Source organism: Bacillus sp. FJAT-50079 (assembly GCF_018343515.1).
GTDB lineage: Bacteria > Bacillota > Bacilli > Bacillales > Bacillaceae_C > Lederbergia.
Genome location: NZ_JAGYPD010000007.1, coordinates 327,825 through 354,553, shown reverse-complemented (window position 1 = coordinate 354,553; position 26,729 = coordinate 327,825). Strand labels below are relative to the sequence as shown.

Here is a 26,729-nt window from a genome sequence, read left to right as displayed (position 1 = left end):
GTTAGTTTTTCTTTTTTCCAGCTTTAACAAATGGCATCATTTCGCGGAGTTCTTGACCTACTTTTTCAATTAAATGTTCGCTTTCACGTTGGTTGATCGCATTGAATTCTGGACGGTTCAATTGGTTTTCTAGCAACCATCCTTTTGCAAATTTACCTGTTTGGATATCATCAAGGATATCTTTCATACGGGATTTCGTATCAGCATCAACTACGCGTGGTCCTGAAACGAAGTCACCCCATTGTGCTGTATCAGAGATAGAGTAGCGCATTCCCGCAAGTCCATCTTCATACATAAGGTCAACGATCAATTTCAGCTCGTGCAAGCACTCGAAATAAGCAACTTCTGGTTGATATCCTGCTTCAACGAGCGTTTCGAATCCAGCTTTTACAAGTGCAGTTGTTCCACCGCAAAGTACTGCCTGCTCACCGAATAGATCTGTTTCTGTTTCTTCTTGGAATGTAGTTTCAAGTACACCAGCACGAGCGCTTCCTACTCCTTTTGCATACGCTAAAGCAACGTCACGAGCTTTGCCTGATGCGTCTTGGTAGATCGCGAAAAGTGCTGGAACACCTGCACCTTCTTGGAATGTACGTCTTACAAGATGTCCTGGTCCTTTTGGTGCAACTAGGAACACGTCTACGTTAGATGGTGGTACGATTTGACTGAAATGTACGTTAAATCCGTGTGCGAATACAAGTGATTTTCCTTCAGTAAGATGTGGTTTTACTTCGTTTTCATATACAGCTGTTTGTCTTTCATCTGGAAGTAAGATCATAATCAAATCAGCTTGTGCACTAGCTTCGCTAACTGATAAAACAGTATGTCCGTCTTCAACAGCTTGATCAAATGATTTACCTTCTCTTACACCTACAACTACATCGAAGCCACTTTCTTTCAAGTTGCTTGCATGTGCGTGTCCTTGTGATCCATATCCTAGAATTGCAATTTTCTTTCCTTGTAGTACCTGCTCATCGATTTCGTTGTTGTAATATACTTTTGCCATTTTTCCCCATCTCCTCTTTTATAATTGTAAAATTGATAATTGTGGTGTTTCTTGTATTTGCTGTTCCCGAACGAAGGCTGTAACACCTGTGCGAGATATATCTTTAATGCCATATGGCTTCAGCAATTCAATAAATGCATCTACTTTTGATGGTTCACCTGTAATTTGGATAGTGACCATATTTTTGCCCATATCAATTACGGTTGCTCTAAAAGGTTCAATAATACTGTAAACCTCACTGCGAACCTGCGGTGGGCAAGCGACTTGAATAAGTGCCAATTCCCTTGTGACGATTGCCTTATCAGTAATATCCGATACTTTCAAGACATCGATTTGCTTTTGCAATTGCTTAAGCATTTGCTCCATTTTAGCGGGGTCATCTATCGGAACGATAAACGTCATTTTTGAAATGCCCGGTTTCCCCGTTGGACCGACAGTAATACTCTCGATGTTAAATTGCCTCTTGGCGAATAATCCAGTTATGCGGTTTAACACTCCACTGTTATTGTTGACTGTGACAGTAACAACCCGCTTCATTTTCCCACCCCTATCATTTCATGCAGTCCTTTACCTGGTGCAACCATCGGATAAACATTTTCTTTTTGAACTACTCGGAAATCAATGAGTACTGGCTCTTCTATCGTGAATGCTTCCGCAATTACCGCTTTAGCCTCATCTTCCGTTGTAGCTCGGTACCCTTTGATTCCATACGCCTCGGCGAGTTTTACAAAATCAGGCTGTTCAGGGATCAACGACTGTGAATAGCGCTCTTCGTAAAACGTCTCCTGCCACTGGCGCACCATTCCAAGTGCTTCGTTATTAATAATTGCAATTTTCACCGGAAGGTTTAATTCCTTAATGACCGAGAGTTCTTGCAATGTCATTTGGAAACCACCATCGCCTGTAATCGCAACAACCGTTTTATCTGGAGCAGCTAATTGAGCACCGACCGCGGATGGAAAACCAAAGCCCATCGTTCCAAGACCGCCGGATGTTACCCAGTTATCAGGCTTGTTAAAGCCGTAGTACTGGGCAGCCCACATTTGATGCTGACCAACATCGGTTGTCACGATCGCATCTCCACCTGTAAAATCATGAATCATTTTAATTACATGTGGTGCGGACAAGGAATTCTCTTCTGATACAGGGGATTTAAATGGATATTTTTCTTTATCCTCCTGTACCTTCTCTGTCCATTTGCTAATGTCAGGAAGTTGATAGTCCATTTTCACTAACTCTTTTAACACTTCTTTCGCATCGGCAACAATTGGGATCGCCGTCGGAACATTTTTGCCAATTTCCGCAGGATCGATGTCGATATGAGCAACCGTTGCATTTGGTGCAAAATCTTTTAAGTTCCCTGTCAATCGATCATCAAAACGGGCACCGATATTGATAAGCAAATCGCATTCCGTAATTGCCATATTCGCCGCATATGTTCCATGCATTCCTGCCATTCCTAAAAACTGAGGATGGTCACCAGGAATTGATCCAAGTCCTAGAAGCGTGTTTGTAATTGGGAAACCCGTTTTTTCTACAAATTGTTTTAAATAATCTGACCCTTTAGCGAATAAAACACCGGCTCCTGCAAGGATTAAAGGCTTTTTCGCATTCGCCATCGCGTTTGCAAGTTTCTGAATTTGCAAGTAATTAGGACGCGTTGTTGGCTGATAACCAGGTAAATGAATCGGCTCGTCTGGATAATTTCCAGCAGGATTTGTAGCAATGTCCTTTGGAATATCGACAAGTACCGGTCCTGGGCGTCCTGATGTAGCGATGTAAAATGCTTCTTTGATGATTCTGCCGAAATCCTCAATTCTTTTCACTTGGTAATTATGCTTTGTAATTGGCATTGTAATGCCAATGATGTCTGACTCTTGGAATGCATCAGTCCCAAGCATTGAGCTTGCTACTTGACCAGTGAAAACGACGAGTGGCAGTGAATCCATCATTGCATCTGCAATTCCTGTAACTAAGTTGGTTGCTCCTGGACCAGATGTCGCCATGACAACTCCAGGTTTTCCAGTGACTCTTGCATAACCTTCTGCCGCATGAATTGCTCCTTGTTCATGTCTTGTTAATACATGCTTGATCGGGTTTTTGTACAATGCATCATAAATCGGTAACGCTGCTCCTCCCGGATAACCGAAAATGATTTCAACATTTTCTTTTTGCAACGCTTCGATAAAAAGGTCTGCACCAGTCTTCATTTGTTCTTTACCAGCCATGTCAGATTCGGGGTTATTCGCATTCTTCGGGATACCCATACTCACTGTTGAGCCCTTCCTTTCCATTTCTGAATTTGTAAAGCATCTATAATCGATTTCTTTATCACTTGGCTATGTTCTACATTGAAATATTTATAATGGCTCTATTGTAGATTCCGTTGATTTCCACTCTTGGCGGAAATCAACATTCAAATGTAACAGAGCGTTTTAACAATAAAAAAAAGTTTTTTCAGCCCACACAAAAGGAGAACCTTTTATGCAGGGATGAAAAAACTTTCATGGTACCACCCTACTTTTCAGTAATGCTTACTGACTCGGGAGCGACAATTAGCCACTCATTGATATCGGGAACTACTATCATAGTCCCCGTGGATCCATAATCGCTGATGCTTTCAGAATCCATGCTCTGAGGCGATGTCACTAATGGCTGTATTGTCGGCTCCCAGCAATGCCGACTCTCTGGTAATACAGTGACCCATTAATTTTTTCCTCTTCATTGCGTATTTATTATATTTTCATAACTCCGCCTGTGCTAGCGGATGTAACAAGCTTAGAGTATCTAGCTAAATAACCTTTTTTGATTTTTGGTTCAAATGGTGTTATTTTTTCATTTCTTTCTGCTAATACTTCGTCACTTACTTCAAGAGAAATCGTCCGATTGATTAGGTCGATATAAATTTCATCTCCGTTTTCTACTAGAGCAATTGGTCCACCTTCAGCAGCTTCTGGAGAAATATGACCAATTGAAATTCCTCTTGATGCTCCGGAGAAGCGTCCGTCTGTAATAAGTGCAACGTCTTTTCCTAATCCCCTACCGGCAATTGCCGCAGTTGGTGCAAGCATTTCTGGCATCCCCGGTCCGCCTTTTGGTCCTTCGTATCGAATGACGACTACATGCCCTGCTTGAACCGTTCCATCGTTGATGCCTTTTTGTGCATCTTCTTGTGACTCAAACACGATGGCTTTTCCACGGAATGTTTTAATCGATGGGTCAACAGCCCCAACTTTAATGACTCCGCCATCTGGTGCAATATTACCGTATAAGACGGATAATCCGCCTACTTTACTATATGGATTTTCCTTTGGTCTAATGACTTCAGGATTTGTAATAACATGATCTTTTACATTTTCGTATACTGTTTTCCCAGTGACGGTCATTCGATCCCTTTCCACTGCACCCATCTCACATAATTCTCGGATGATGGCGCTAATGCCACCAGCGTTGTGAACGTCTTGCATCGTGTAATCCGATGCCGGGGCAATTTTGGATAAATAAGGAACTCTTTCTGCCACTTTGTTGATACGAGATAAATCATAATCTATTTCTGCTTCATGTGCAATAGCTAAAGTATGGAGAACTGTATTTGTTGATCCTCCCATTGCCATATCTAGCGCAAAAGCATCGTCGAACGTATTTTCATTAACGAGATCACGTGGCTTAACATTCTCTTTCACCATTCTAACCAAATGATGTGCCGCTTCTTTAATCAAACGATGACGTTCTTTGGATGTAGCTACAATTGTTCCATTTCCTGGTAATGTCACGCCTAACATTTCCATCAATGAATTCATCGAGTTCGCTGTAAACATCCCCGAACATGAGCCACATGTCGGACAAGCATTTTGTTCAATATCGAGCAGCTTTTCCGCTGACATTTTTCCTGCGTGGTATGCTCCAACACCTTCAAACACAGATGTAAGCGTCAATGGTTCGCCGTCTGATGACATACCGCCTTCCATCGGGCCACCCGAAACAAAAATAGAAGGGACATTTGTTCGAAATGCTGCCATTAACATTCCAGGAGTGATTTTATCACAGTTTGGAATGTAGAAAACCCCGTCAAACCAATGTGCGTTAATAACGGTTTCTGCTGCATCCGCAATTAACTCACGGCTTGGCAATGAATATCGCATTCCAATATGCCCCATGGCAATTCCATCATCCACACCGATTGTATTAAATTCGAATGGCACACCGCCTGCTTCCCATATCGCTTCTTTCACGACATCAGCAAATTCGCGCAAATGCTTATGTCCGGGAATGATGTCGATATATGAGTTGCACACTCCGATAAACGGCTTCTCTAAGTCCCTTGTTTTTATACCTGTGGCATATAATAAACTACGGTGCGGGGCTCTGTCGATCCCCTTTTTAATCATATCACTGCGCATGTATACCTCTCCTAAATCTATTGTTAGCTGACAAATAATGTATGGTCATGTTCAAATGCATTGACTCCATCCGTGACCGTCAGTTCCCTGAAGCTTTTTAGCAAATCAGCTGTAACTGGACCAGGCTTTCCATCACCGATCGTACGACCATCTACTTTATTAACAGCAATCACTTCCGCCGCCGTACCCGTTAAAAATACTTCTTCAGCTGTATAAACATCATGTCTAGTAAAAATAGCTTCTGCTACTTCATATCCTTTTTCCCGCGCAATATCCATAATCGCATTTCTCGTAATTCCAACGAGAGCACCGACATGTCCTGGCGGGGTAAGTAATTTCTTTCCTTTGACGATAAATATATTATCTGCTGAACCTTCCGCAACATACCCTTGATCATTTAACATTAATGCTTCAGGCACTCCCGCAAGATTCGCTTCGATTTTAACCAATATATTATTCAAATAGTTCAGAGATTTCACCATTGGACTAAGCACATCCGAACGGTTACGTCGTGTTGCTACTGTCACAATTTCCAGGCCTGTTTCATACAGTTCTTTTGGAAAAATAGCAAGTGGTTCTGCGATGACAATGACCGTTGGAGTTTTACATGAAACAGGGTTTAACCCTAAATCTCCCACTCCACGTGAAACGACAAGGCGAATATAGCCATCTTTCAGATTGTTTTTTCGAAGTGTTTCGACAATAATCTCTGTCATTTCCTCTTTCGTATAGGGTATCGTTAGAAGGATAGACTTCGCAGAATCATATAATCGATTTAAATGCTCTTCTAAACGAAACACATTACCACTATATGACCGTATTCCTTCGAAGACCCCGTCCCCGTATAAGAATCCATGATCATAAACAGAGATAACTGCTTCTTCTTTTTTTACGAATTGGCCATTGAGAAAGATCAATTGGTCACTCACCGCTTTTCGCCCCTCTCACCGATGCGATTGAAAATGTAAAATTGATTTATTAAATTGTTCTCAATGATACCTTGGTATTGCTAAAACGTCAATAGATTTTCAGAATGTTTTATTTGTTGGAAATAATAAATTGAAGTAGTATCCGCTTTCATCACGATAATGTCAAGCTTCGACATAAACTGAACAAATTTTGACAATTTTTTCTCAATAGAGCTTATAAAAAACAGCATGTCCTAATCGATGAATCCGCTGTTTAGAAACAGATTAATGAAAATGTTTTTAAACAGATTGTTTATGAGGTTATTTTCTTTTAATTCCTCTTGCCCAACCCGAGGTGCTTATAAAGCTATACCTTACGATACGAACCCAAGATATTGCTAACTCATTTATTTAAATTGAAGTAAGTTATTCAGCTAACCGCCGATTTACGCTCGGAGCGAAATCGGCGAGCGAGTGTAGTTGGCTTCCATTTCTTTGTTCATCGTTAAATAGAAAAATCGGCTACTCGCGTAGCCGATTTTTTATTCATTTTCGATGCATTTTAAACTCTAGAAATAAATCATTATAATAGGCGAGCATTCTTTTTCCCAGATTATCATACACTTCAAGGCGCTCTGTTAATTCCGGATCTGGATAAAACCGCTCATCCTCGGTAATTTCCTCCGGCAAAATCTCCATCGCTTTTTTATTAGGTGTTGAGTAGCCAACATATTCAGCGTTTTGTGCAGCATTTTCTGGATCAAGCATAAAGTTAATAAATTGATGGGCACCATCAATGTTTTTTGCTGACGAAGGAATAACCATATTATCAAACCATAAATTTGATCCTTCCTCAGGCACAACATAGTCAAGATCTTCATTTTCCCACATAATATCGGCAGCTTCTCCTGACCAAGTAACACCGATCGCCGCTTCTTCATTCGCAATAAGAAGTTTGATTTCATCCCCTATAATTGCTTTCACATTCGGAGTAATTGTATCGAGCTTTTCTTTTGCCTCAATGAGTTTTTGTTCATCTGTTTCATTTAAAGAATAATGTAAACTATTTAACCCCATACCGATAATTTCTCTCGCTCCATCAACAAGAAATATTTGATTTTTAAAATCGGGGTCCCATAGATCATTCCAACTCGTAATTTCTTTTCCATTCAGCATTTTCGGATTATAGACGATGCCAAACGTTCCCCAAAAATATGGAACAGAATATTGATTTTGTTCGTCAAATGATAAATCCATGAAACGTTCATCGATGTTTTTCAAATTTGGGAGCTTATCGTGATCCAACGGTAAAAGCAGGCCTTCTTCCTTCATTTTACTTATTGCATATTCAGAAGGAACAGAAATATCGTAAGCATTGCCCCCTTGGTCAATTTTTGTCATCATTGCTTCATTTGAGTCAAACGTTTCATAAATGACCTTCATACCTGTTTCTTCTTCAAATTTCTTAATTAAATCAGGATCAATATAATCTCCCCAATTGTAGATGCTTAATGTATTCCCGCTTGAAAAGCCTTGCGCAGAATTCAGATGGTTGACTAAATAAATCAACGCAAAGGAAACGAGGAAAATTAGGACAAATGAGCGGACTAGTTTACTCATAGTTTCCTCACCCCCGCAGCAGCAGATTTCAGATTCCGCTGATTAATAAAGTAATAGCCAATCACGAGCATGATTGTAAGTAGGAAAATCAATGTTGACAGAGCATTAATTTCAAGGGAGATTCCTTGACGAGCTCGCGAATAAATTTCAACAGATAGTGTAGAAAATCCATTTCCTGTTACGAAAAATGTAACAGCAAAATCATCAAGCGAATACGTTAAGGCCATAAAAAACCCGGCAAAAATCCCCGGTGTAATATACGGCAAAATAACCTTTGATAAAACATCCCAGTTCGTCGCACCAAGATCGCGCGCAGCATCAATCAATGATGAGCTCATTTCCTGAAGCTTTGGCAACACCATGATAACAACAATAGGCACACTGAACGCAATATGCGATAACAATACAGATGTAAACCCGAGCTTAATTCCAACAATCGTAAATAAGATAAGGAATGATGCACCTATAATGACATCCGGACTTACAATTAAAACGTTATTTAATGTTTGCAGCGTATTTTTTGTCTGACGTTTTTTTACATACATAATGGCAAGTGCGCCGAGAACCCCAAGTATCGTCGAAATCGCTGCCGATAAAAGCGCAATGATCAACGTATTCAGTGCAATGATTAATAGACGTGTATCTTGAAACACTGCCGCATACCATTCTAATGTAAATCCATCAAAATCTCTCATTGAACCGCCGCTATTAAATGAGTAATACATTAAATAAATAATTGGTGCATATAGAATTGCAAAAACAATAATTAAATAAATCGTAGCGAGTTTATTTTTTCCCTTCATGTCAAATCGCCTCGCTTCCGTTGTCCTGTAACAATCATAATTATCGCCATTGCGATGATTAAGAAGACTGCAATCGTTGCACCCATTCCCCAATCTTGCGTAACGAGAAAATGCTGTTCAATCGCTGTCCCTAATGTAATCACACGATTTCCCGAAATCAATCTCGTAATCATGAACAACGAAAGTGCCGGGATAAACACAGCCTGGCATCCAGATTTCACGCCATCAAGCGTTAATGGAAAAATGACTCTTCGAAAAGCTGTCCAAGCTGAAGCACCTAGGTCCGTCGCTGCATCGATATATGACGGATTTAATTTTTCTAATGAATTATAAATCGGTAAAATCATAAACGGGATGAAAATATAAACAGCAACAAAAATAAAACTAAAATCTGTAAATAAAATCTGCTTTGCTCCAATTCCGATTACTTCAAGAAACTGGTTTGCAGGGCCATACGCTCCAAATAGGCCGAGGAATGCATAAGCTTTTAAAAGTAAATTAATCCATGATGGTAATATGATTAAAAGCAGCCAAAGCTGACGATGCTTCGTTTTTGTTAATAGATAGGCTGTCGGGTAGGCGATTAACAATGTGAACGCCGTAATAAGAAACGCATACCAAAAAGAACTGATAGTCATTTTCAAATAGACAGGTGTAAAGAATTTTTGATAATTCGTTAATGTAAACTGGCCTTCTATATCAAAAAAGGAATAATAAACGACGAGAAGAATTGGTGCAACAACGAATAAAGCGATCCATAATACATAAGGAATAAGATAATAATTTCGTGTTTTATGCATGGCTAGCCTCTTCGTACGATTCTAGTCGTTTATCAAATTCTTCTTCTGTTTCACCAAAACGCATGACATGAATAACTTCCGGTTCAATGCGCAAGCCAATTTCATCACCTGGATTCGCCTTTTTCGTAGAATGGACGAGCCATTCATTGCCTGCAGCATCATAACAACAAATTTCATAATGAACACCACGGAATAATTGGGAGTCTACCTGAACTTTCAAATCCCCTTCATCTAGAGAAGTGATTTCTAAATCCTCTGGTCGAATGACAATTTCCACAGGTTCATTCGGGTTAAGCCCTTGGTCCACACATTCATATTGATGGCCTGCAAATTCCACTTGAAAATCACGGATCATTTTACCAGCTACAATATTCGATTCGCCGATAAAGTCAGCAACGAAGCGGTTAATTGGCTCATCATAAATATCAATTGGCGTGCCACTTTGCTGTATTTTCCCTTCGTTAATGACAAAAATTTCATCAGACATGGCTAATGCTTCTTCTTGGTCATGTGTTACAAATATAAAGGTAATGCCTAGTCGCTGTTGAAGCTCTCGAAGCTCGTACTGCATTTCTGTTCTTAATTTTAAATCTAGGGCAGATAATGGCTCATCCAATAAAATGACTTCAGGCTCATTGACGATTGCTCTTGCAATGGCAACACGCTGACGCTGCCCACCCGACATTTCCGTAATTTCACGATTCTCATAACCCGATAGATTGACAAATTTTAAAGCTTCTTTTACTTTTTCATCAATTTTTGTTTTATTTATTTTTTTAATCCTCAGACCAAAAGCGACATTTTCAAATACGTTAAGGTGAGGAAATAATGCATAGTCCTGAAATACAGTATTTACTTGACGTCGATTGGCCGGAATCGTGTTTATCTTCTTGCCATTAAAATAAATATTTCCCTTCGTCGGCTGGATAAAGCCAGCAATTAATCTAAGTATCGTCGTTTTCCCGCATCCCGAAGGACCGAGTAGCGTATAAAATTTACCACGCTCAAGTTCAAAGCTTACATCATCTAAAATTATTGCGTCATCGTATTGTTTCGAGACATTTTCAAAACGAATAATCGTTTTTTCATTCATCTATTTCCCCTCCTATTTCGTTTTGCAAACGTCCAAAAAAGGTGAAGCGATTTTTGAACAAAGTCTACAAATATGATTCTGTCGCTACTAAAATCAATTCCGTTTTTCCGTCGTACACATTATGAATTTGATGTTCGTGTGAGGCGTGGAAATAAATCGATTCGCCCGCTCTTGCATAATAGATGTTCTTACCTAGTGTAATCATTACCCGTCCAGATAAAACATAAGCGAAGGTTTCTGATAAGGAAGGTTCGAATTGTTTAAATTCTCCCTTTTTCTCCAGCATCAGCCGTATCGGCTCCATCTCCTTTTCATTTGACTCTGGTACAAGCCATTGAATTTCATAGCCTCGCTCGTCATCAATGAAATGGGTTTGGTCTGCCTCACTATAAACGACCTTCTGTTCTCTTTCTTCATCATCAAAAAACTGTTTCGGGCTGCAACCAAGTACTTCTAGTATGCTAAAAAAGGTATCAATCGAAGGTGAGCTTAATTCACGTTCAAGTTGCGAAATATATCCTTTGCTTAAATCCGTACGCTCTCCAAGTTCTTCCTGAGTAAGTCCTTTTTTCAATCGCAAATTTTTAATTTTTTTACCAATCTGCATTGTCCTACCCTCAATCATGTTTATTAAAAGTAAACTTACAGTAAACAAAGTTTACTTTTACATTACTTAATGTTTACTATTAACCCTAGACTATTATACATATTTGCGGTAATAGCGCAATAGGTTTATGAAAAAAAAGAGCAGTGAAAAACAGGACATTAAAAAAAGGCCGATCTTCTTTTAACAATTCCAATATTGGTGTTGATTTCCGTTCTGGCTGGGTGCTTTCCGCGGGGGTGCTTTGATCCGAGGATGTTGATCATGAAGCCGTTCCCACACAACGTGGCGACTTTAGGCTTCGTTCCTTTAAAGCGCTCCTGTGAGGTCTCAAGCTGTACGCCCATCCCGCAGGACATTGAATAAGCTTCCTTGAACCTACCGCGCCCGAAGGAATTGCGCAGCAATTTCGAGGAGTCGCCAGCCACCACTCCAATCAACGCATTGCAAACTCGTACGGATTTCATTAGAATCATCAATAGCCTTTTTTTATCCAACTTTTCGTTCAATGCCAATGCCTATATGAAACAAAAACGACCCAAATTCTAAAAATGAATTTTGAGTCGTTACTAATCTATATTTTATTCAATTCGTCAATCATTTTAATGATCTTTAGCAATAATCAATTCCATCCTCCCAATGATAGAAATAATAAAACCATTTAAATTTATTTTAAAAAACATAAAGGAGACCTGCCTAGCTTGTAGTATCTCCTTTCTAAAGTCTTTTCAAATTTGCTTTACTTCTGTAATATTTGCCTTTAATTTAAAAATGTTATTCCTTATTAGCAACAGCTTCAAATGTAATTATTTGACTTGATTTAGTGGGATATTGTCCGTATTTATAATCCGCTGAGATGATTATATTTTCAAACCCGACCTGTTCAAGAATCATTTTAAATTCTTCAATTCCATACCAACGAAGTGGAAATCGTTCTAATTCTGTTTGTATTCGTTCGCCATTACTCCATTTTTCATAGCGATTATGAGATATTGTGTATTGGTTAATATAATCAACTTCAACCACTTTAGTTTCTAATGTGATAATATCACCATTCTTAGATTCCCAAGTTCTTGTTGATATTTTATCAATCGATAGATCTGTTTGCAAAAAGGTATCTAAAATGAGTCTACCTCCATTAGAGAGATGATTATAGAAATTATTTAATGCTTTAAGAGAATCCTCTCTTCTATGTAACAGCAGAAATGTTCCAGTCGGTACAATAATGGCTTCATACTCTGTATCTAATGAAACTGACTCCATTTTCCCTTCAATTAGTTTCGGATTTAACCCTCTTTTTTCGCAATTATATTGGCATATTTTTAACATTTCTTCTGATGCATCAAAACCATCGACTTTCAAGCCTTTTTCTAAAAGTGGAATAAGAATTCGACCAGTCCCAACACCTGGTTCAAGTATATTCCCCTTACAAAATGCTAATCTATCGCTATAAAATTCTACATCTCCAAATGAAAGACCAATATATTTGTCTAAATCATATACTTCTGAAGAAAGTTTACTATAATAACCCAACATATGCCTTTCTCCCTCTCTCTTTTTATAATTTCACTCAGCTTTTCGGATGTCCTTAATGTTTAGGGATATTTATAAAACAACTCCTGGAGATCATCAGTAAGCATAACCCACAGAAATCTTTAAAGGAACGAAGCCTAGGTCGCCAGATTTTGTGTAGCAATGGCTTCGTTACCATCATTCTGTTAAAGCCTGAGAAAGCTCACGAATACCCCGCAGAAAGCGGCCGCCTGGAGTAATAACAACAATATTACTAGATCTTTCCATATTAGGAGTACTTTTTTAGATAGTTTATCCAGCTCTTTGACCAAGCTGCAGCTGGTACATTTGAAAATACTTTCCTTTCTTCTCCATTAATTGGTCATGGCTGCCTTGCTCCACAATCATTCCTCGATCGAGCACTAAGATTTGATCGGCATTTTTGATCGTCGACAAGCGATGCGCAATGATGAAAGTCGTTCTTCCTTTTTTCAATACATCCATCGCTTCTTGAATGATCGTTTCGGTTTCAGTATCGATGCTTGATGTCGCTTCATCCAATATTAAAATCGCAGGATCATATGCAAGTGCACGGGCAAAGGAAATGAGCTGACGTTGTCCAGATGATAATGTACTTCCCTTTTCAATCACAGGTTCGTCAAAGCCTTTTTCTAAATGCTTCAATACACGATCTGCCCCGACAGCTTTCAATGCTGCCTCGACCTTTTCACGAGTAATTCTCGGATCATTTAAGCTAACATTCGATGCAATCGTACCAGTAAATAAATACGGATCTTGTAGCACGATCCCCATATGATCACGCAATGTTTGCTTTGGAATCTGTTGGATGTTCTTGCCGTCGATTCGAATTTCGCCTTGTTGACAGTCATAAAAACGGAAGAGAATATTCATAATCGAGCTTTTCCCTGATCCAGTATGACCGACAAGTGCCACCGTTTCCCCTTGTTTTGCCTCAAAATGGATGTCTTTTAATACATACTCATCTTCTTTATAAGCAAAATAAACATGATCGAACGTAACATTTCCATTATACCGCGCTATTTTTTCCTCACTTATCTCCTCGGCTTTTTCATCCAACAGTTCGAAAACTCGTTGTCCAGCCACGAGTGCCTGCTCCAAATTAGCGAATTGGTTAACGATATTGCCAATTGGATTAAATAATCGATTCATATAATCGACATACGCGTATAAAACTCCAATCGTAACGGCAGATGTTGTCGTGATAACCCCACTTCCAAAATACCAAATAAATCCTACAAAAATCATGTTGCGCAATAGACCAATAAAATTATGTGACGATAAAGCGTTCAGTGTTAACAGTTTATTTTGATAACGAAAATGTGTTTCGTTAACCGCTTCAAACTCGTCACTCATTTGCTTTTCACGGCGAAAGGCTTGAATAATCGCCATTCCTTGAATCGATTCATTGATCATTGCATTTAAATCACTGACCTTCGCCCGAATGACATGATTGTATTTGGAGGCAAATTTGCGATATACGATCATCCAGCCATACATAATCGGCAATACCAACAAACAGAAGAATGCTAGTTTTACATCAAGGAAAAACATCGCAACATAGATGCCAGTGATATAAATTGCTCCTGTAAAGAATGTCGATAATACGGTCACATATAATTCCCGAATCGCTTCCGTATCATTCGTAATTCTTGCAACGACTTTTCCAGCAGGTAAATCATCAAAATAACGAATTGGCAGCTTTTGAACATGTGAAAAAATATTTGTACGCATTGTTTGAATAATCCGATTTGCTGCCTTTTGCAAATAAAAATATTGCCCATAATGGAAAATGGCCGCAATGATAAACAGTCCCATATAAATGCAGAGAAGCTTAATCATCGCTGGTAGCTCAGGCTCGTAAAAACGAAGAACTTGATTTAACGTTAGTTTTTCAGCTTGATAGGAATGAGCGTCTCCATTGATCAAAATAACAAGTTCCCCATTTTTCCATTCACGCTTTCCTTCTAATGGAGCTTCCCCGTCTACAAAATAAAAACTGCGTTCCAATTGGAGAATCGTCGCACGTTCTCCATTATTTTCCTCAGCATAACGCTCACGTACATACTTTTTCCCGAAAATATCTACCGATGATTTCTCCTGTGTTGTTTCCAGCCAATGATCCTCAATTCCTAAAACATGTTCATCAATAAATTGCTTGATGACAAATGGACCAAGCACATCCGCACTTACTGAAATCGTTAGCATCGCAAGTGCAGCAATAATAAGCTTTTTAAAGAGTAATGCATATTGATATAGACGCTTTCCCGTTGACATTATGCATGCACCTCGCCTTCAAACAAGCTTTCTATTTGTTGTCGATCATATTGTTCTTTATACCAGCCACCTAATTGAAGCAGTTGCTCATGTGACCCTTGTTCCAATACTTTTCCGTCATCCAAGACGATGATCCAATCCGCATGCTCGATGGCGGATAGACGATGAGTCGTAATGATCGTTGTTTTCCCTCTCCGTTCTTTACGGATGTTTTTAATAATCTGTGCTTCTGTCTTTGCATCAACGGCTGACAACGAGTCATCTAAAATAAGCATTTCTGGATTTTTAATTAATGCTCTTGCAATCGAAATTCGTTGCTTTTGTCCACCAGAAATAGCAATGCCCTTTTCTCCAACGAGCGTTTCCAAGCCTTCCGGTAAATGCTGTATATCTTTATCAAAATAAGCAAGCCGGATCGCTTTTTTCAACTCTTCATCCGTCGCTCGTTCAGCACCAAATAGAATATTTTCACGTATAGATCTAGAAAAAAGGATATGATCTTGTGGCACATAACCAATCCAGCTCCTTACTTGCTCTTTCGCCTGATTCGCAATACTTACATTTGAAATCGAAATATTGCCGCGTCCCATTGGATATTCACGCAAAAACTGTTTAATGAACGTCGTCTTCCCACTCCCCGTTTTTCCAACGATGCCAATCGTCGCTCCTCGATCAATGTCCAATGATATGTTTGATAGATTATCCTTTTTTGACAACGGATAACGAAAAGTCGCTTTTGAAAAGGCGATCTTCCCCATTTGCTCAACATGTTGAGGATTATTCGGGTCTTTCACATCTTCCTCATAATTTAATGTAGCCTGAACCCTGTCGAGGGAAGCATTGCCGCGCTGCATAATATTAATTAATTCACCAATTGCAAACATCGGCCATACGAGCATCCCTAAATAGACGTTAAAAGAAACGAGATGACCTAGTGAGATTTCTTGATGAAAAACAAGGTACGTACCATAAGATATCCCGATTAAATAGCTCATTCCTGTTACAATCTTCGTCACTGGATTGAAAAAAGCATCAATCCGTTCCACATGAATGTTTTTTTCATAAACGTCTTCAGTCATTTGTTTAAATTCGGCTTCATTCGCTTTTTCTTGAACATAGGCTCGAATGACGCGGACACCTGCGATTGCTTCGAGGACACGATCATTCATATCACCAAATGCATTTTGCGCAACTGTAAATCGTTCATGTATTTTCGCTCCGAGAATTTTAATTACCCACGCGAGAATGGGCAGTGGCAAAACAGCCGCTAACGTCAGTTTCCACGATACGGCAAAGCCCATTGTCAACAAGATCGTAAACATATACATCGTCGAATCAAATAATGTGAGGATACCGAAGCCAGCTGTTCTTGAAATTGCCCTTAAATCATTCGTCCCTCTAGCCATTAAGTCACCCGTACGGTTCTTCTCAAAAAATGTCGGTGTCATTTTTAATAAATGATTCATAAATTGCGTTCGCAATAATCGTTCAATAACAAATGCTCCTCCAAAAAGCTGATACATCCAAATAAAGGTCACTCCGTAGTTGGCAATTCCAACAGCGGCTAAAATGCCAATATAGAGAAAAAGCGTATCCATTGCCATTGATCCTAAAAATATACGGTCAATCGCCGCACCTAATAAAAGTGGCGGGATCACTTCAAAAATATTGGCAAGACCAAGTAATACGAGTGCAATCGTATATCGTTTCCAATGATCTTTAAAAAACCAGCCTAATTTCGCTAATACACTAAACATGTCTTATGCCTCCCGTTACGTTCTTTCGATCTGAGCTACCCACTACCTGCCTGAATAGCAATAATTAGCAAAATAAAGTTGTTACACATGTTTATTCCTCCTTAAATTTAGTCAACAAAAAAAGCGCAGCTATGCCTAAAAATGTGCATAGCTACGCTTCACATAAAAAGACACGGACAGAAAACAGCCCATGCCTATTTTAAATGTGGAATTTAAATGGAACGGAGGCTGATTCCGTATTCAGTTAATTGGTTTATCATCATTTTCCTTCTCACGTCATTCAACCTCCTTTTCCTTAAAATTATTAATTATTTGAATTGTTCTTATCGTAGCATCGTATTTTTCCCATGTCAATCCTAAAAAAGTACTGCCGCAAACGAATTCGCTCTGTTCATACGCTGAGCGCTAAACCCCTGGATTTAATAGTGCTTTCGCTTTATTGATCGTTTCCATATATTCTTTTTCCGGGATTGAATCAGTCACAATTCCAGCACCCGCTTGTAAGTATGCCCGTTTTTCTTTAATGATGAGCGAGCGAATGGCCAAGGCAAAGTCAATATCTCCATTCGCATTCACATAACCGATTGCGCCTGCATACACTCCGCGTTTTGCTTCTTCCAAATCATTAATGATTTGCATCGCTCTCGTTTTTGGAGCTCCAGATACCGTGCCAGCTGGTAAACATGAAATAAGTGCATCGAGACCTGATTTGCCTTCAGCGAGCTTCCCTTCCACTTCTGAAACAATATGCATCACATGACGATATTGTTCAATCTTCATATAGCTAGCAACTTCCACACTATCCGGTGTACAAATATGCCCCATATCCTCACAGCTTAAATCAACGAGCATGCGATGTTCTGATAATTCCTTTTCATCTGCCAAAAGTTCAGCTGCAATTTCTTTATCTTCTTCAGCTGTTTCTCCTCGCGGGCGCGTCCCCGCAATCGGATTCGTTGACACAAGTCTTCCTTTAGATTTCACAAAGCTTTCTGGCGATGCGCCTAACACAACGTATTTTTCGAAGTCTACAAAAAACATATAGGGCGATGGATTGGAATTTCTTAACACGCGGTAAAAATGAAACGGGTCCGCCTTAACGTCGCCAACCATTCTTTGTGATAAAACAACTTGTAGCACTTCACCATTCTTCACATACGCTTGTGCCTGCTCAATTCTTCGAACAAATTCCTCCTTTTCCATTAATGGTTGGAAATCAATTCGACAATCCGCAAGACTCTCATCTGTTTCCCTTTGTGAAATTTGTTTTTCCAATAGCTCAAGTCGCTTTTCTAACTCCACTTCGGTACGCTGATCATGCAAATCGATCGATAATAAATAGATCGCCTGGGCAAGATGATCAAAAACGACGACATCTTCATACACCATAAAATGGACATCTGGCATTTCAATTTCATCACTTAACTCTTCACCAATTTCCCGATATTGCCGAATAGCATCATAGCCAACATAGCCGATTGCTCCACCATAGAATGGAAATGGCAACTCTTCCAATTCCAACTTCGGCAATGCTGATTGTAAAATTGATAACGGCAACCCTTTTTCCTCTTTTACCACTGTACCGTCTGCTAATGATACCCGTGCGATTTTTCCCTCTCCGACAATTTCCATCGATGGATTTACACCAATGAAAGAATAGCGTCCTTGCTCACTGTGCTTTAATGAACTTTCAAGTAAAAACTTCTTTTTCCCTTCAAGCCGCAAAAAAACATTAATCGGCGTTAATACATCACCGTTTAGCTTTTTCATTTTAAAATTGACTTTTTTCGTTTGCATTTGGCATTTCCCTTTCTTTATTTAAATTGAAAAAGCCCTCAAGCACATGCAATAATTGCATGTGCTTGAGGGCGATTATGACCGCGGTACCACCTCATATTAGGGAGTGTTTCCCTATCTTGATCAGGCACAGGATCTACTCCGATGCCCTATCCATATAACGGCGGAAGACCGTGTTCCCCTACTATTGTTCAGGAAACCACTCACAAGTCCATTCAGTACAAGTATTCACGTCGGATTTTCACCATCACCGACTCTCTGTAACGAATCCCAGCGTACTTACTACTCTTGTTCAACGTTTTATCTAATGTTAAGAAACAACAGCTAAGAGCGCCACGTCCTCTGGCACCGCTGTTGTGACTCGCATCGTGCGAGCCTAAATACAAAAAGGCCCCTCATCACAAAGGACGAAGGACCGTGGTGCCACCTTTTTTTAGCTGAAAACAGCTCTTTATTCTTGCATAAGCAAGGACGCCCTTGTAACGACGGGGTTTTCGCCAAAGCCTACACCTCACTTAATCAATTACGCCTTGGCATAACTTGGATCAGCATCCTCTGATTCGAGTTAAAGGTTCGGTTTGGAAGCTCGGAAGTCCATTCATCTGCATGCTCACACCGATTCACACCACCCATCGGCTCTCTTAAGTGTCAGACAGACTACTACTCTTCTTCATAGCTAAATTTTTAAATTGGTTGATTATGATAATATTAAAAATCTTCACACATGTCAACTGTTATTTTCCAAGCATCAGTCGATGATTTCCGAAAAGCCTCAATGCCACTGGGAATAAAATCGAAATAAGCACGACATAACTTCCTGTCGCAATCCCGAATGCCGCCGTAGTTAATTGACCGCCAAAGGCATCACGAACGAATAAAAATAAATTCATCACTGGGATCGAATAAAGAGATAAATTAAGTGCCTCTCCAGCAAAAAACATAAATAGCATCGGAAGTGTAATAAAGCCAATCACTGGTGTAATATAATAGCCTGCCTCTTTCACTGAATTTGCGAGCATGCTTAAAATCATTTCCACTTCAGCAATAAAAATCGCAAATAAGACGATAAGCACGATGCTCATGAAAATAAAGCTGAGCGGATGTTCAATTGTTGATAGGCCTTTTTTTAATTCAGTTGTAAAATTCATAAGCACACTAATAACCCCAATGCATAATACCCCGGTAAAAATTCCAAGCAGTGAAATCGTAAGCCATTTAGCCAGTAATATTTTTATTGGCTTTACAGGCGTAATTAGCAATGCTTCAATCGTTTTCTTTTCTTTTTCCCCAGCAAATAGCTCAGTTGCAGATGGATAAGATCCGTTGGCAATCGCGATCGGAATCAGTAACGGAATTAAAATAGCTAACATATAAGAAGCGATCGCATTGTCTTCATCCTTTGTTGTTTTCGTCTCTATTTGAAAAACCTCAACGATGCTGCTGTCGATTTGATGACCGGCGAGCCGAAGTTGAACCGTCTCTTGCTGCCATTGTGAAAATGCACTCATAACTAGGGCAGAGGCACTGGAAGAATCTTGACTTCCCGGATCAAAAATAATCTGAACAGGGACGGTTTTTTGCGTTTCCAGCAGCCCTTTCCAATCAGGATCAAGCATTAATCCAACCTGTACTTCCTTCTCCTCCACCGCCTTTTGAACATCAGCCTTTTGTTCCACTTTTAAGGTCGGCATATAGGCTTCTAGCTGCTGCAATAACTCTGCATCCATTCCTTCTTCAACAGCTAACGTAAACTCTGTTTCATGGCCAGATGTAAGTATTTTATCGTAGAAAATCGTTAACCCTGCCATCATGATGATCGGCATGAGAACTAATAAAGTAATGCTCCTTTTATCGCGTAGCACATCCTTCATTTCTTTTAAAAATATCGTTTTAAACATATAAATCTCCCCTTACTACTTTGGAAGTAAATAAATAATTGAGATCACGGCTATTTTCCTTTACATAAAGCTCTTCCAAGCTGCCCTCATACACCAATTGCCCTTTATGCATCATGATCACATCCTCGCAAAGCTGAGCGATTTCATCCATGATATGGGTTGAAAAAATAATCGTCTTGCCCTCATCTTTATATTGATAAATAAATTCTCTAAAAATATTCGATGATGTAATATCCAAGCCTGTTGTCGGTTCATCGAATAATATGATATCTGGATCATGAATAAGTGTGCGGGCAATCGCCACTTTTTGCCTCATCCCTTTGGAGAACCCCTCCACTTTTCGATCTAAATACTTACGCATCCCAAAACGCTTTGCTAACATTTCAACCTGATTGTTAATTTGATGATTGGACATCCCGTACAGACTGCCGAAGTACTCTAAATTTTCACGCGCCGTCAAGCGGTTGTATAGGCCGGTCTCTGAACCAAAAAGAACACCTAGTTTTGATCTTACTTCTTCTTTATGCTCAAAAATATTGCGTCCATCAAGCGTAATCATTCCTTCATCAGGCTCAATTAATGTGCAGAGCATACGTAATAAAGTCGTTTTACCTGCACCATTTTCCCCGATTAATCCGACTACATGCCCTTTTGGTATGTGCAAAGTTATATAATCAACAGCCTTCACGAATTGCTTTTTATCTTTAAATTGCTTCGAAACTTGATTGACCACGATCATGCTGTTTCTCCCCTTCCAGATCATTTGTAATTTTATTGTACGATTAAATCTCCGCCTCGTCTGCCAACTTGTCGTGAAAAGGGACTTACATGTCGCGAATGGGGATGTAATCTTCCTAAACATCTATCGTAAAAAATGGTTTATAATGATTGGTAGTATTTGCAAAGGGGTTTTCATGATGAAAGTCGGAATAGTTGATGACAGACTGATAGACCTTGATAAATTGAGATTCATATTAGAAGAGGAAGAGGATGTGGAACTTGTTTTTGCGACAACAAGTCCTGAAGAAGCATATAAGGAGATTCAAAAAAACAAAATTGATTTATTAATCGCCGATATTGAAATGCCTGGTATTTCGGGATATGAGCTTGCGGACTTCATCCAAACTCACGGCTTACTCATTACTGTTATTTTTGTTACGGCCAAAAGCGGCTATGCCGTACATGCCTTTGAGTTAAACGTCCATGATTATATTTTAAAGCCTTATACGAAGGAACGCCTTCAACGGGCGCTTTCGCGATATAGAGAAAAACATCATGCAGGAAATGTAACAGGCAGATTGATTCTCAAGCAAAAAGGACATATTGAAATGATTCCGAAAAAGGACATCATTTTTGCAGAACGAACGGGAAGATCAACAACGATATTTACAGTTGATCAGGTATATGAAACATATTTAACGATGAATGAGCTTGAAGGAACACTTCGTGAAAATCATTTCATTCGGTCACACCGTTCTTTTATTATCAACCTTCATTATGCAAAAAGCTTTTCCATTTATACGAAAAAATCGTATAGTGTTTCATTTGAAGGGACGAAAAAAACCGCAATGCTTACAAAAGAGAAAATGGACTATTTACAAAAATATTATTTTTGAGGTGGAATAATGCTGTTGTTTCCATGGATTTTAGCGATCATATGGACGTTTTGGACGAAGAGCTTTCTTTTTTGTTGCCTACTATTATTTGGAACCCTATGGCAACTGAAAGAAGTAATAAACATTCGTCTACCTTTTCAAATTAACATTGTCCTTACCTCATTGCTGCTTAGTTGGGTAGCGTCTGCCTACTACACAGCTACGCCAATCATTGCACTCGGAATGCTCCTTCAACTAGCGGCAGTTGCATACCTCATTAAGCTGTATCAAAAGGAAAAGGCAAATCATGCGGCAATCATCGCCAATTTTAATCAGCAAACCCAGTTATTAAATGAGCTTAGAAAGCAGCGCCATGATTTACATTTACATACAAACGCCCTTTTTCATGCGGATGCTGTCGACAACCAAATAAAGAGCTATCGATCACATGTACACGCTCAATATAAGGAAATCGATCAATTACATAAAGAATCAAATATCGTTGCCGCGGCGCTTTATTCTCATTTTGAACAAGCAAAGCAAAAAGGGATAACACTTACCTATCATATTCAGCATGCTCTTTCCGACTTACCGATTCCAATCGAGGAGCTCATTTCATTGATTGGTAATTTGTTAGAAAACGCGATTGACGCAGCTTTCACTTATCAAAGTGAGAGTGGGGAAAAAGGAGAAATTAGCTTCATTTGCAGAAAACAAAGTGGTATATGGATTATCCATTGTAAAAATAATACGATCCCCCTTGAACATGATACAATCGAGCGGATGTTTACAAAAAGAGCTAAGTCGACAAAAGGTGGTAACCATGAAGGATTTGGCACACAGCAAATGATGCGTATTGTAAGAAGTTCTCAAGGAACACTTGATTTTTCAACTATACAAAACAGCTTTTCGGTAAAGATAAAAATACCTGATATAAGGCAGAACGTTCGAAGTGGAGGTTGATTCATATTGAAAGAGGCAGCAATGCTTGAACAGACAATTGTTAAAGCGTGCCTATTGGCAGGCAGGATTATGATGCAGAGTGGAGCGGAAACGTATCGGGTCGAGGATACGATGGTGCGGATGGCCAATGCTTGTGGCATCTCCGAAAGCCAAAGCTTTGTTACGCCTACTGGAATTATTTTTTCCTTAGATGGGTTAAGCCCGACACATCTCGTTCGCATTAACGAGCGTGGAACCGATTTAGAAAAAATCGCGGAAGTGAATCGCATCTCACGGATGATTGCGAGTAAAGAGATTAATGCGGTGGAAGCTTTAGAGCAATTACAATCAATTGAGAGAGCTCATTTAGGATTCCCCATTCCCTTACAAATCGTCGCAGCTGCCTTTGCAAGTGGTAGCTTTTCGATTATGTTTCATGGTGGTTGGGCTGATTTCCTTCCCGCCTTTTTCGTTGGTGGTCTAGGCTTTCTCATTCTCTTATTTATTCATCATATAACGAAAGTAAAATTATTTGCTGAATTTCTAGCCGCTTCAACGATCGGGACGGCGGCGATGCTTTTATTGAATATTAGACAAGGAATGGATCTCGATTTAATTATCATTGCCTCGGTTATGCCACTCGTTCCTGGTCTGCTTATTACGAATGCGATTCGTGATTTAATGGCTGGTAATTTCGTATCAGGTTTATCCAAAGGAGCCGAAGCATTTTTAACTGCCTTTGCAATTGGGTCTGGAGTAGCCGTTGTCTTTTTAATAGGGGGCGTCTCATGATGTACATACTTACACATTCATTGCTTAGTTTTATCGCGGCGACTGCGTTTGGGATTATTTTTAACGCCCCAAAACGTTCACTCCTTCAATGTGGACTTGTCGGGATGATCGGTTGGCTCGTGTTTCAACTGATGTCTGATGCACAAATCGATTTAGCGATTGCGGCTTTTTCAGGAGCATTTGCCGTCGCTCTCATCGGTCATCTCATGTCAAAACAATATAAAATGCCGATCATTATTTTCATCGTTGCCGGAATCATTCCACTCGTTCCCGGTGGTTCTGCTTATGATGCGATGCGCCATGTCGTCAGCAATGATTATACAGGAGCACTCCCACTAGCAATGAAAGCTTTTATTATTTCCGGAGCAATAGCAATGGGGCTTGTCTTTGCCGAAGTCATTATGCAATTAATCAATAAAATCTTCGTTAACATGAAATAACCCGAGTTTAATTGCTCGGGTTATTTTTTTGCTGTTCCAAAAGAGGTTTATAATTGACTCGGTAATTAATATAATTAAGTACAAGTCCGATAAGGACACCAGCAATGATGATCGTATAACCAAGATTGGTTCGCACTTTTAGTCCATACCATAGACAGGCTACATACATCAATAATATAAGAATGCGGATAATAAAATACTTTTTCACGATAAAGATACGTCCTTTCCGAATGACATCTCACAATGCCTACTATAATCGAATCTTGTAAAAAAGTCATTTAATCATGTTACAGTTACGACCTTGTTTGTTACAATTATGATAGGAGGGGAATACATATGAAAAAGTTTATGATCGTCTCATGTTTACTAATTTTTGCCGTAATTATGGCTGGATGTAATAAAGAAGAAAAGCCAAAGCCAGAGGATCGCTTTGCCGAATATGTTGATCTCTGGAATAAACAAAAATTTTCAGAGATGTATACCTATTTATCGACTGAAGCGAAAGAAAGCATTTCAAAAGAAGAGTTTACCGACCGTTATCAAAAAATATATACCGATTTACGAATTGATCAGTTATCAGTGCAATTCAACGCACCTGATACAGAAGATAAGAAAGAGGAATTAACTGAAGTTCAATTTCCTTTCTCAGCAACGATGGAAAGCAGTGCTGGAAAAATGGCTTTTGATTACGAGGCAACGCTTGTGAAGGAAGAATTAGACGAAACGACCAATTGGTATATTGATTGGAATACAACTTATATTTTCCCTGAGCTGGATGCTGGTGATAAAGTTTCCATATCCACGACACAAGCAAAACGCGGCGATATCCTTGATAAAAATGGGATTGAACTTGCTGAAACAGGAATCGCCTTACAAATTGGCATCGTCCCTGAACAGATGGAAGGGCAAGAAGAAGCAATCAAGCAAAATATTTCCGAACTTTTAGGAATGTCAGTTGAACAAATTGATAAGGCATTGAATGCCTCCTGGGTGAAGCCAAATCTTTTCGTCCCCATTAAAACCGTCGCCGCAGATAATAGCGAGCTGCTGGAAAAATTGTACGCCATCCAAGCGGTACAAAGTATGAAAACAGAGGCAAGAATTTATCCACTCGGTGAAGCCGCAGCACATTTAACAGGTAATATCGGTACGATCACAGCTGAAGAAATCGAAAAATCTCCAGAGAAGAATTATGGAAGCAATGACGTGATCGGTAAACGAGGACTGGAAAAGGTGCTTGAAGATCGCTTACGCGGAGAAAATGGCATAAAAATTATTATTAAAAAGGAAGATGGATCAGAAGTCGTGCTGGCAGAAAAGCCTGTTCAAGATGGTGAAAACGTTCAACTTACGATCGATGCTATGGTACAAAGAGCCGTTTATGAAGAATTTAACGGACAAGCTGGAACAGCCGCCGCGATTGATCCAATCACAGGCGAAACATTGGCATTAGTGAGCAGTCCTAGCTTTGATCCGACTGCCCTTTCATTAGGAGCAACGAATGAACAATGGACCGCCTTACAAGAGGATCCACAAAGTCCATTAACGATTCGTTTTAATAAAACATTTGCCCCTGGATCTGTATTAAAGCCGATCACAGCGGCGATTGGACTAAATAACGGAACCATCAATTGGGATGAAGCACTGTCAATCACCGGACTCACATGGCAAAAGGATTCATCCTGGGGCGGTTACAATGTTAAAAGAGTATCGGATTATGGAGAGCCAATAAATCTTGAAAAAGCACTCGTCTACTCCGATAATATTTATTTCGCGCAAAAAGCACTTGAACTTGGCAATGATGCATTTATTTCAGGTTTAAAAAGTTTTGCATTTGATGAAGACATCCCTTACCTATATCCAATGGAGGTTTCCCAAATTGGCAATATCGACAATGACATCGCCTTAGCAGACTCCAGCTATGGGCAAGGACAAGTAGAAATGAGTATACTTCATTTAGCGAGTACCTACACACCATTTATAAACAAAGGAAATATGATTAAACCAATCCTTGAAATCAATGAGGAAAAAGGACAAGTATGGAAAGAAAAAGTTGTCAGCGAGGAAAACGCTGAGAAAATTCAAAACGCATTACGAAAAGTAATTGACGATCCGAAAGGAACAGCCCGCGCAGCAAAAATTGAAGGATATCCGCTCGCAGGTAAAACTGGAACGGCAGAATTGAAAGAAAAGCAAGGAGAAAAAGGTAAAGAAAATGGTTGGTTTGTCGCCTATCATGCAGAAGCTCCCGATTTATTAGTTGCCTTCATGCTTGAAGACAGTGGATCTGGTCCAGTGGTCGAAAAGGTAAAAAACATATTTACGAAAGTGAAACAATAAAAATAATAATCAACTCCCCCTAAAAGTTTTTCAATCGGACAATCACATTCGCAAAGAGACCGAAGTATATTAGCATACGGGGCTTTTGCACATGTCCATAAGGGGG

General features: G+C 39.5%; 23 protein-coding genes and 3 other annotated features. Of the genes, 5 read left to right on the top strand and 18 right to left on the bottom strand.

Annotation, left to right across the window (positions count from 1 at the left end; all coding sequences use genetic code 11):
- Window position 1: 1 nt before the first annotated feature.
- From ilvC to KHA95_RS19835, 17 genes are all read right to left on the bottom strand, one after another.
- Window positions 2-1,006, bottom strand: a complete 1,005-nt coding sequence (ilvC, locus tag KHA95_RS19915; RefSeq protein ID WP_213139303.1) for a ketol-acid reductoisomerase — start codon at window positions 1,004-1,006, stop codon at window positions 2-4.
- Between the two features lie 18 nt (window positions 1,007-1,024).
- Window positions 1,025-1,543, bottom strand: a complete 519-nt coding sequence (gene ilvN, locus KHA95_RS19910; protein ID WP_213139302.1) for an acetolactate synthase small subunit — start codon at window positions 1,541-1,543, stop codon at window positions 1,025-1,027.
- Window positions 1,540-3,273: an acetolactate synthase large subunit gene (gene ilvB / locus KHA95_RS19905; RefSeq protein WP_213139349.1), complete on the bottom strand. Its 1,734-nt coding sequence runs from the start codon at window positions 3,271-3,273 to the stop codon at window positions 1,540-1,542. The genes ilvN and ilvB overlap by 4 nt, the downstream gene beginning before the upstream one ends.
- Before the next feature lie 218 nt (window positions 3,274-3,491).
- Window positions 3,492-3,740: a binding site (T-box leader), on the bottom strand.
- Between the two features lies 1 nt (window position 3,741).
- A complete protein-coding gene (gene ilvD / locus KHA95_RS19900) occupies window positions 3,742-5,406 on the bottom strand; it encodes a dihydroxy-acid dehydratase (RefSeq protein WP_213139301.1) in 1,665 nt (554 codons plus the stop codon).
- Between the two features lie 23 nt (window positions 5,407-5,429).
- On the bottom strand, window positions 5,430-6,335 hold the full coding sequence (gene ilvE / locus KHA95_RS19895; RefSeq protein ID WP_213139300.1) for a branched-chain-amino-acid transaminase: 906 nt from the start codon (window positions 6,333-6,335) through the stop codon (window positions 5,430-5,432).
- A 525-nt stretch (window positions 6,336-6,860) separates the two neighbouring features.
- On the bottom strand, window positions 6,861-7,934 hold the full coding sequence (locus KHA95_RS19890; protein ID WP_213139299.1) for an ABC transporter substrate-binding protein: 1,074 nt from the start codon (window positions 7,932-7,934) through the stop codon (window positions 6,861-6,863).
- The gene (locus KHA95_RS19885; protein ID WP_213139298.1) at window positions 7,931-8,737 is read right to left on the bottom strand and encodes an ABC transporter permease; all 807 of its coding nucleotides are present in this window, start codon (window positions 8,735-8,737) and stop codon (window positions 7,931-7,933) included. The genes KHA95_RS19890 and KHA95_RS19885 overlap by 4 nt, the downstream gene beginning before the upstream one ends.
- Window positions 8,734-9,537: an ABC transporter permease gene (locus KHA95_RS19880; RefSeq protein WP_213139297.1), complete on the bottom strand. Its 804-nt coding sequence runs from the start codon at window positions 9,535-9,537 to the stop codon at window positions 8,734-8,736. The genes KHA95_RS19885 and KHA95_RS19880 overlap by 4 nt, the downstream gene beginning before the upstream one ends.
- A complete protein-coding gene (locus KHA95_RS19875; RefSeq protein WP_213139296.1) occupies window positions 9,530-10,630 on the bottom strand; it encodes an ABC transporter ATP-binding protein in 1,101 nt (366 codons plus the stop codon). Before KHA95_RS19875 ends, KHA95_RS19880 begins: the two co-directional genes overlap by 8 nt.
- A gap of 64 nt (window positions 10,631-10,694) precedes the next feature.
- On the bottom strand, window positions 10,695-11,237 hold the full coding sequence (locus tag KHA95_RS19870) for a helix-turn-helix domain-containing protein (RefSeq protein WP_213139295.1): 543 nt from the start codon (window positions 11,235-11,237) through the stop codon (window positions 10,695-10,697).
- Between the two features lie 158 nt (window positions 11,238-11,395).
- On the bottom strand, window positions 11,396-11,710 hold the full coding sequence (locus KHA95_RS19865) for a hypothetical protein (protein WP_213139294.1): 315 nt from the start codon (window positions 11,708-11,710) through the stop codon (window positions 11,396-11,398).
- Between the two features lie 298 nt (window positions 11,711-12,008).
- Window positions 12,009-12,770: a class I SAM-dependent methyltransferase gene (locus tag KHA95_RS19860; RefSeq protein WP_213139293.1), complete on the bottom strand. Its 762-nt coding sequence runs from the start codon at window positions 12,768-12,770 to the stop codon at window positions 12,009-12,011.
- 288 nt (window positions 12,771-13,058) lie between these two features.
- Complete coding sequence (locus KHA95_RS19855) at window positions 13,059-15,062, bottom strand: ABC transporter ATP-binding protein (RefSeq protein ID WP_213139292.1); 2,004 nt, start codon at window positions 15,060-15,062, stop codon at window positions 13,059-13,061.
- A complete protein-coding gene (locus KHA95_RS19850; protein WP_213139291.1) occupies window positions 15,062-16,819 on the bottom strand; it encodes an ABC transporter ATP-binding protein in 1,758 nt (585 codons plus the stop codon). The genes KHA95_RS19855 and KHA95_RS19850 overlap by 1 nt, the downstream gene beginning before the upstream one ends.
- 405 nt (window positions 16,820-17,224) lie before the next feature.
- A complete protein-coding gene (gene trpE / locus KHA95_RS19845; RefSeq protein ID WP_213139290.1) occupies window positions 17,225-18,616 on the bottom strand; it encodes an anthranilate synthase component I in 1,392 nt (463 codons plus the stop codon).
- A 64-nt stretch (window positions 18,617-18,680) separates the two neighbouring features.
- Window positions 18,681-18,921: a binding site (T-box leader), on the bottom strand.
- 95 nt (window positions 18,922-19,016) lie between these two features.
- Window positions 19,017-19,299 (bottom strand) — a binding site (T-box leader).
- Window positions 19,300-19,350: 51 nt separating this feature from the next.
- Window positions 19,351-20,514: an ABC transporter permease gene (locus tag KHA95_RS19840; RefSeq protein ID WP_213139289.1), complete on the bottom strand. Its 1,164-nt coding sequence runs from the start codon at window positions 20,512-20,514 to the stop codon at window positions 19,351-19,353.
- Window positions 20,507-21,253 (bottom strand): ATP-binding cassette domain-containing protein, encoded by a 747-nt coding sequence (locus KHA95_RS19835; protein WP_213139288.1) that lies wholly within the window; start codon window positions 21,251-21,253, stop codon window positions 20,507-20,509. Before KHA95_RS19835 ends, KHA95_RS19840 begins: the two co-directional genes overlap by 8 nt.
- 175 nt (window positions 21,254-21,428) lie before the next feature.
- Between KHA95_RS19835 and KHA95_RS19830 the strand changes: the two genes are divergently transcribed.
- Genes KHA95_RS19830 through KHA95_RS19815 form a run of 4 tightly spaced genes read left to right on the top strand, consistent with a single transcriptional unit; the run spans window position 21,429 to window position 24,283 of the window.
- Window positions 21,429-22,130 (top strand): LytR/AlgR family response regulator transcription factor, encoded by a 702-nt coding sequence (locus KHA95_RS19830; protein WP_213139287.1) that lies wholly within the window; start codon window positions 21,429-21,431, stop codon window positions 22,128-22,130.
- A 15-nt stretch (window positions 22,131-22,145) separates the two neighbouring features.
- Window positions 22,146-23,072: a sensor histidine kinase gene (locus tag KHA95_RS19825; protein WP_213139286.1), complete on the top strand. Its 927-nt coding sequence runs from the start codon at window positions 22,146-22,148 to the stop codon at window positions 23,070-23,072.
- A gap of 21 nt (window positions 23,073-23,093) precedes the next feature.
- Window positions 23,094-23,843, top strand: coding sequence for a threonine/serine exporter family protein (locus tag KHA95_RS19820; protein WP_213139348.1), 750 nt, complete (start codon window positions 23,094-23,096; stop codon window positions 23,841-23,843).
- Complete coding sequence (locus tag KHA95_RS19815; protein WP_213139347.1) at window positions 23,843-24,283, top strand: threonine/serine exporter family protein; 441 nt, start codon at window positions 23,843-23,845, stop codon at window positions 24,281-24,283. The genes KHA95_RS19820 and KHA95_RS19815 overlap by 1 nt, the downstream gene beginning before the upstream one ends.
- Before the next feature lie 7 nt (window positions 24,284-24,290).
- Here KHA95_RS19815 and KHA95_RS19810 read toward each other — a convergent pair whose 3' ends face one another.
- Window positions 24,291-24,491 (bottom strand): hypothetical protein, encoded by a 201-nt coding sequence (locus tag KHA95_RS19810; protein WP_213139285.1) that lies wholly within the window; start codon window positions 24,489-24,491, stop codon window positions 24,291-24,293.
- Between the two features lie 128 nt (window positions 24,492-24,619).
- On the opposite strand from KHA95_RS19810, the gene KHA95_RS19805 reads away from it, so the two are divergent.
- A complete protein-coding gene (locus KHA95_RS19805) occupies window positions 24,620-26,623 on the top strand; it encodes a penicillin-binding transpeptidase domain-containing protein (RefSeq protein ID WP_213139284.1) in 2,004 nt (667 codons plus the stop codon).
- Window positions 26,624-26,729: the final 106 nt, after the last annotated feature.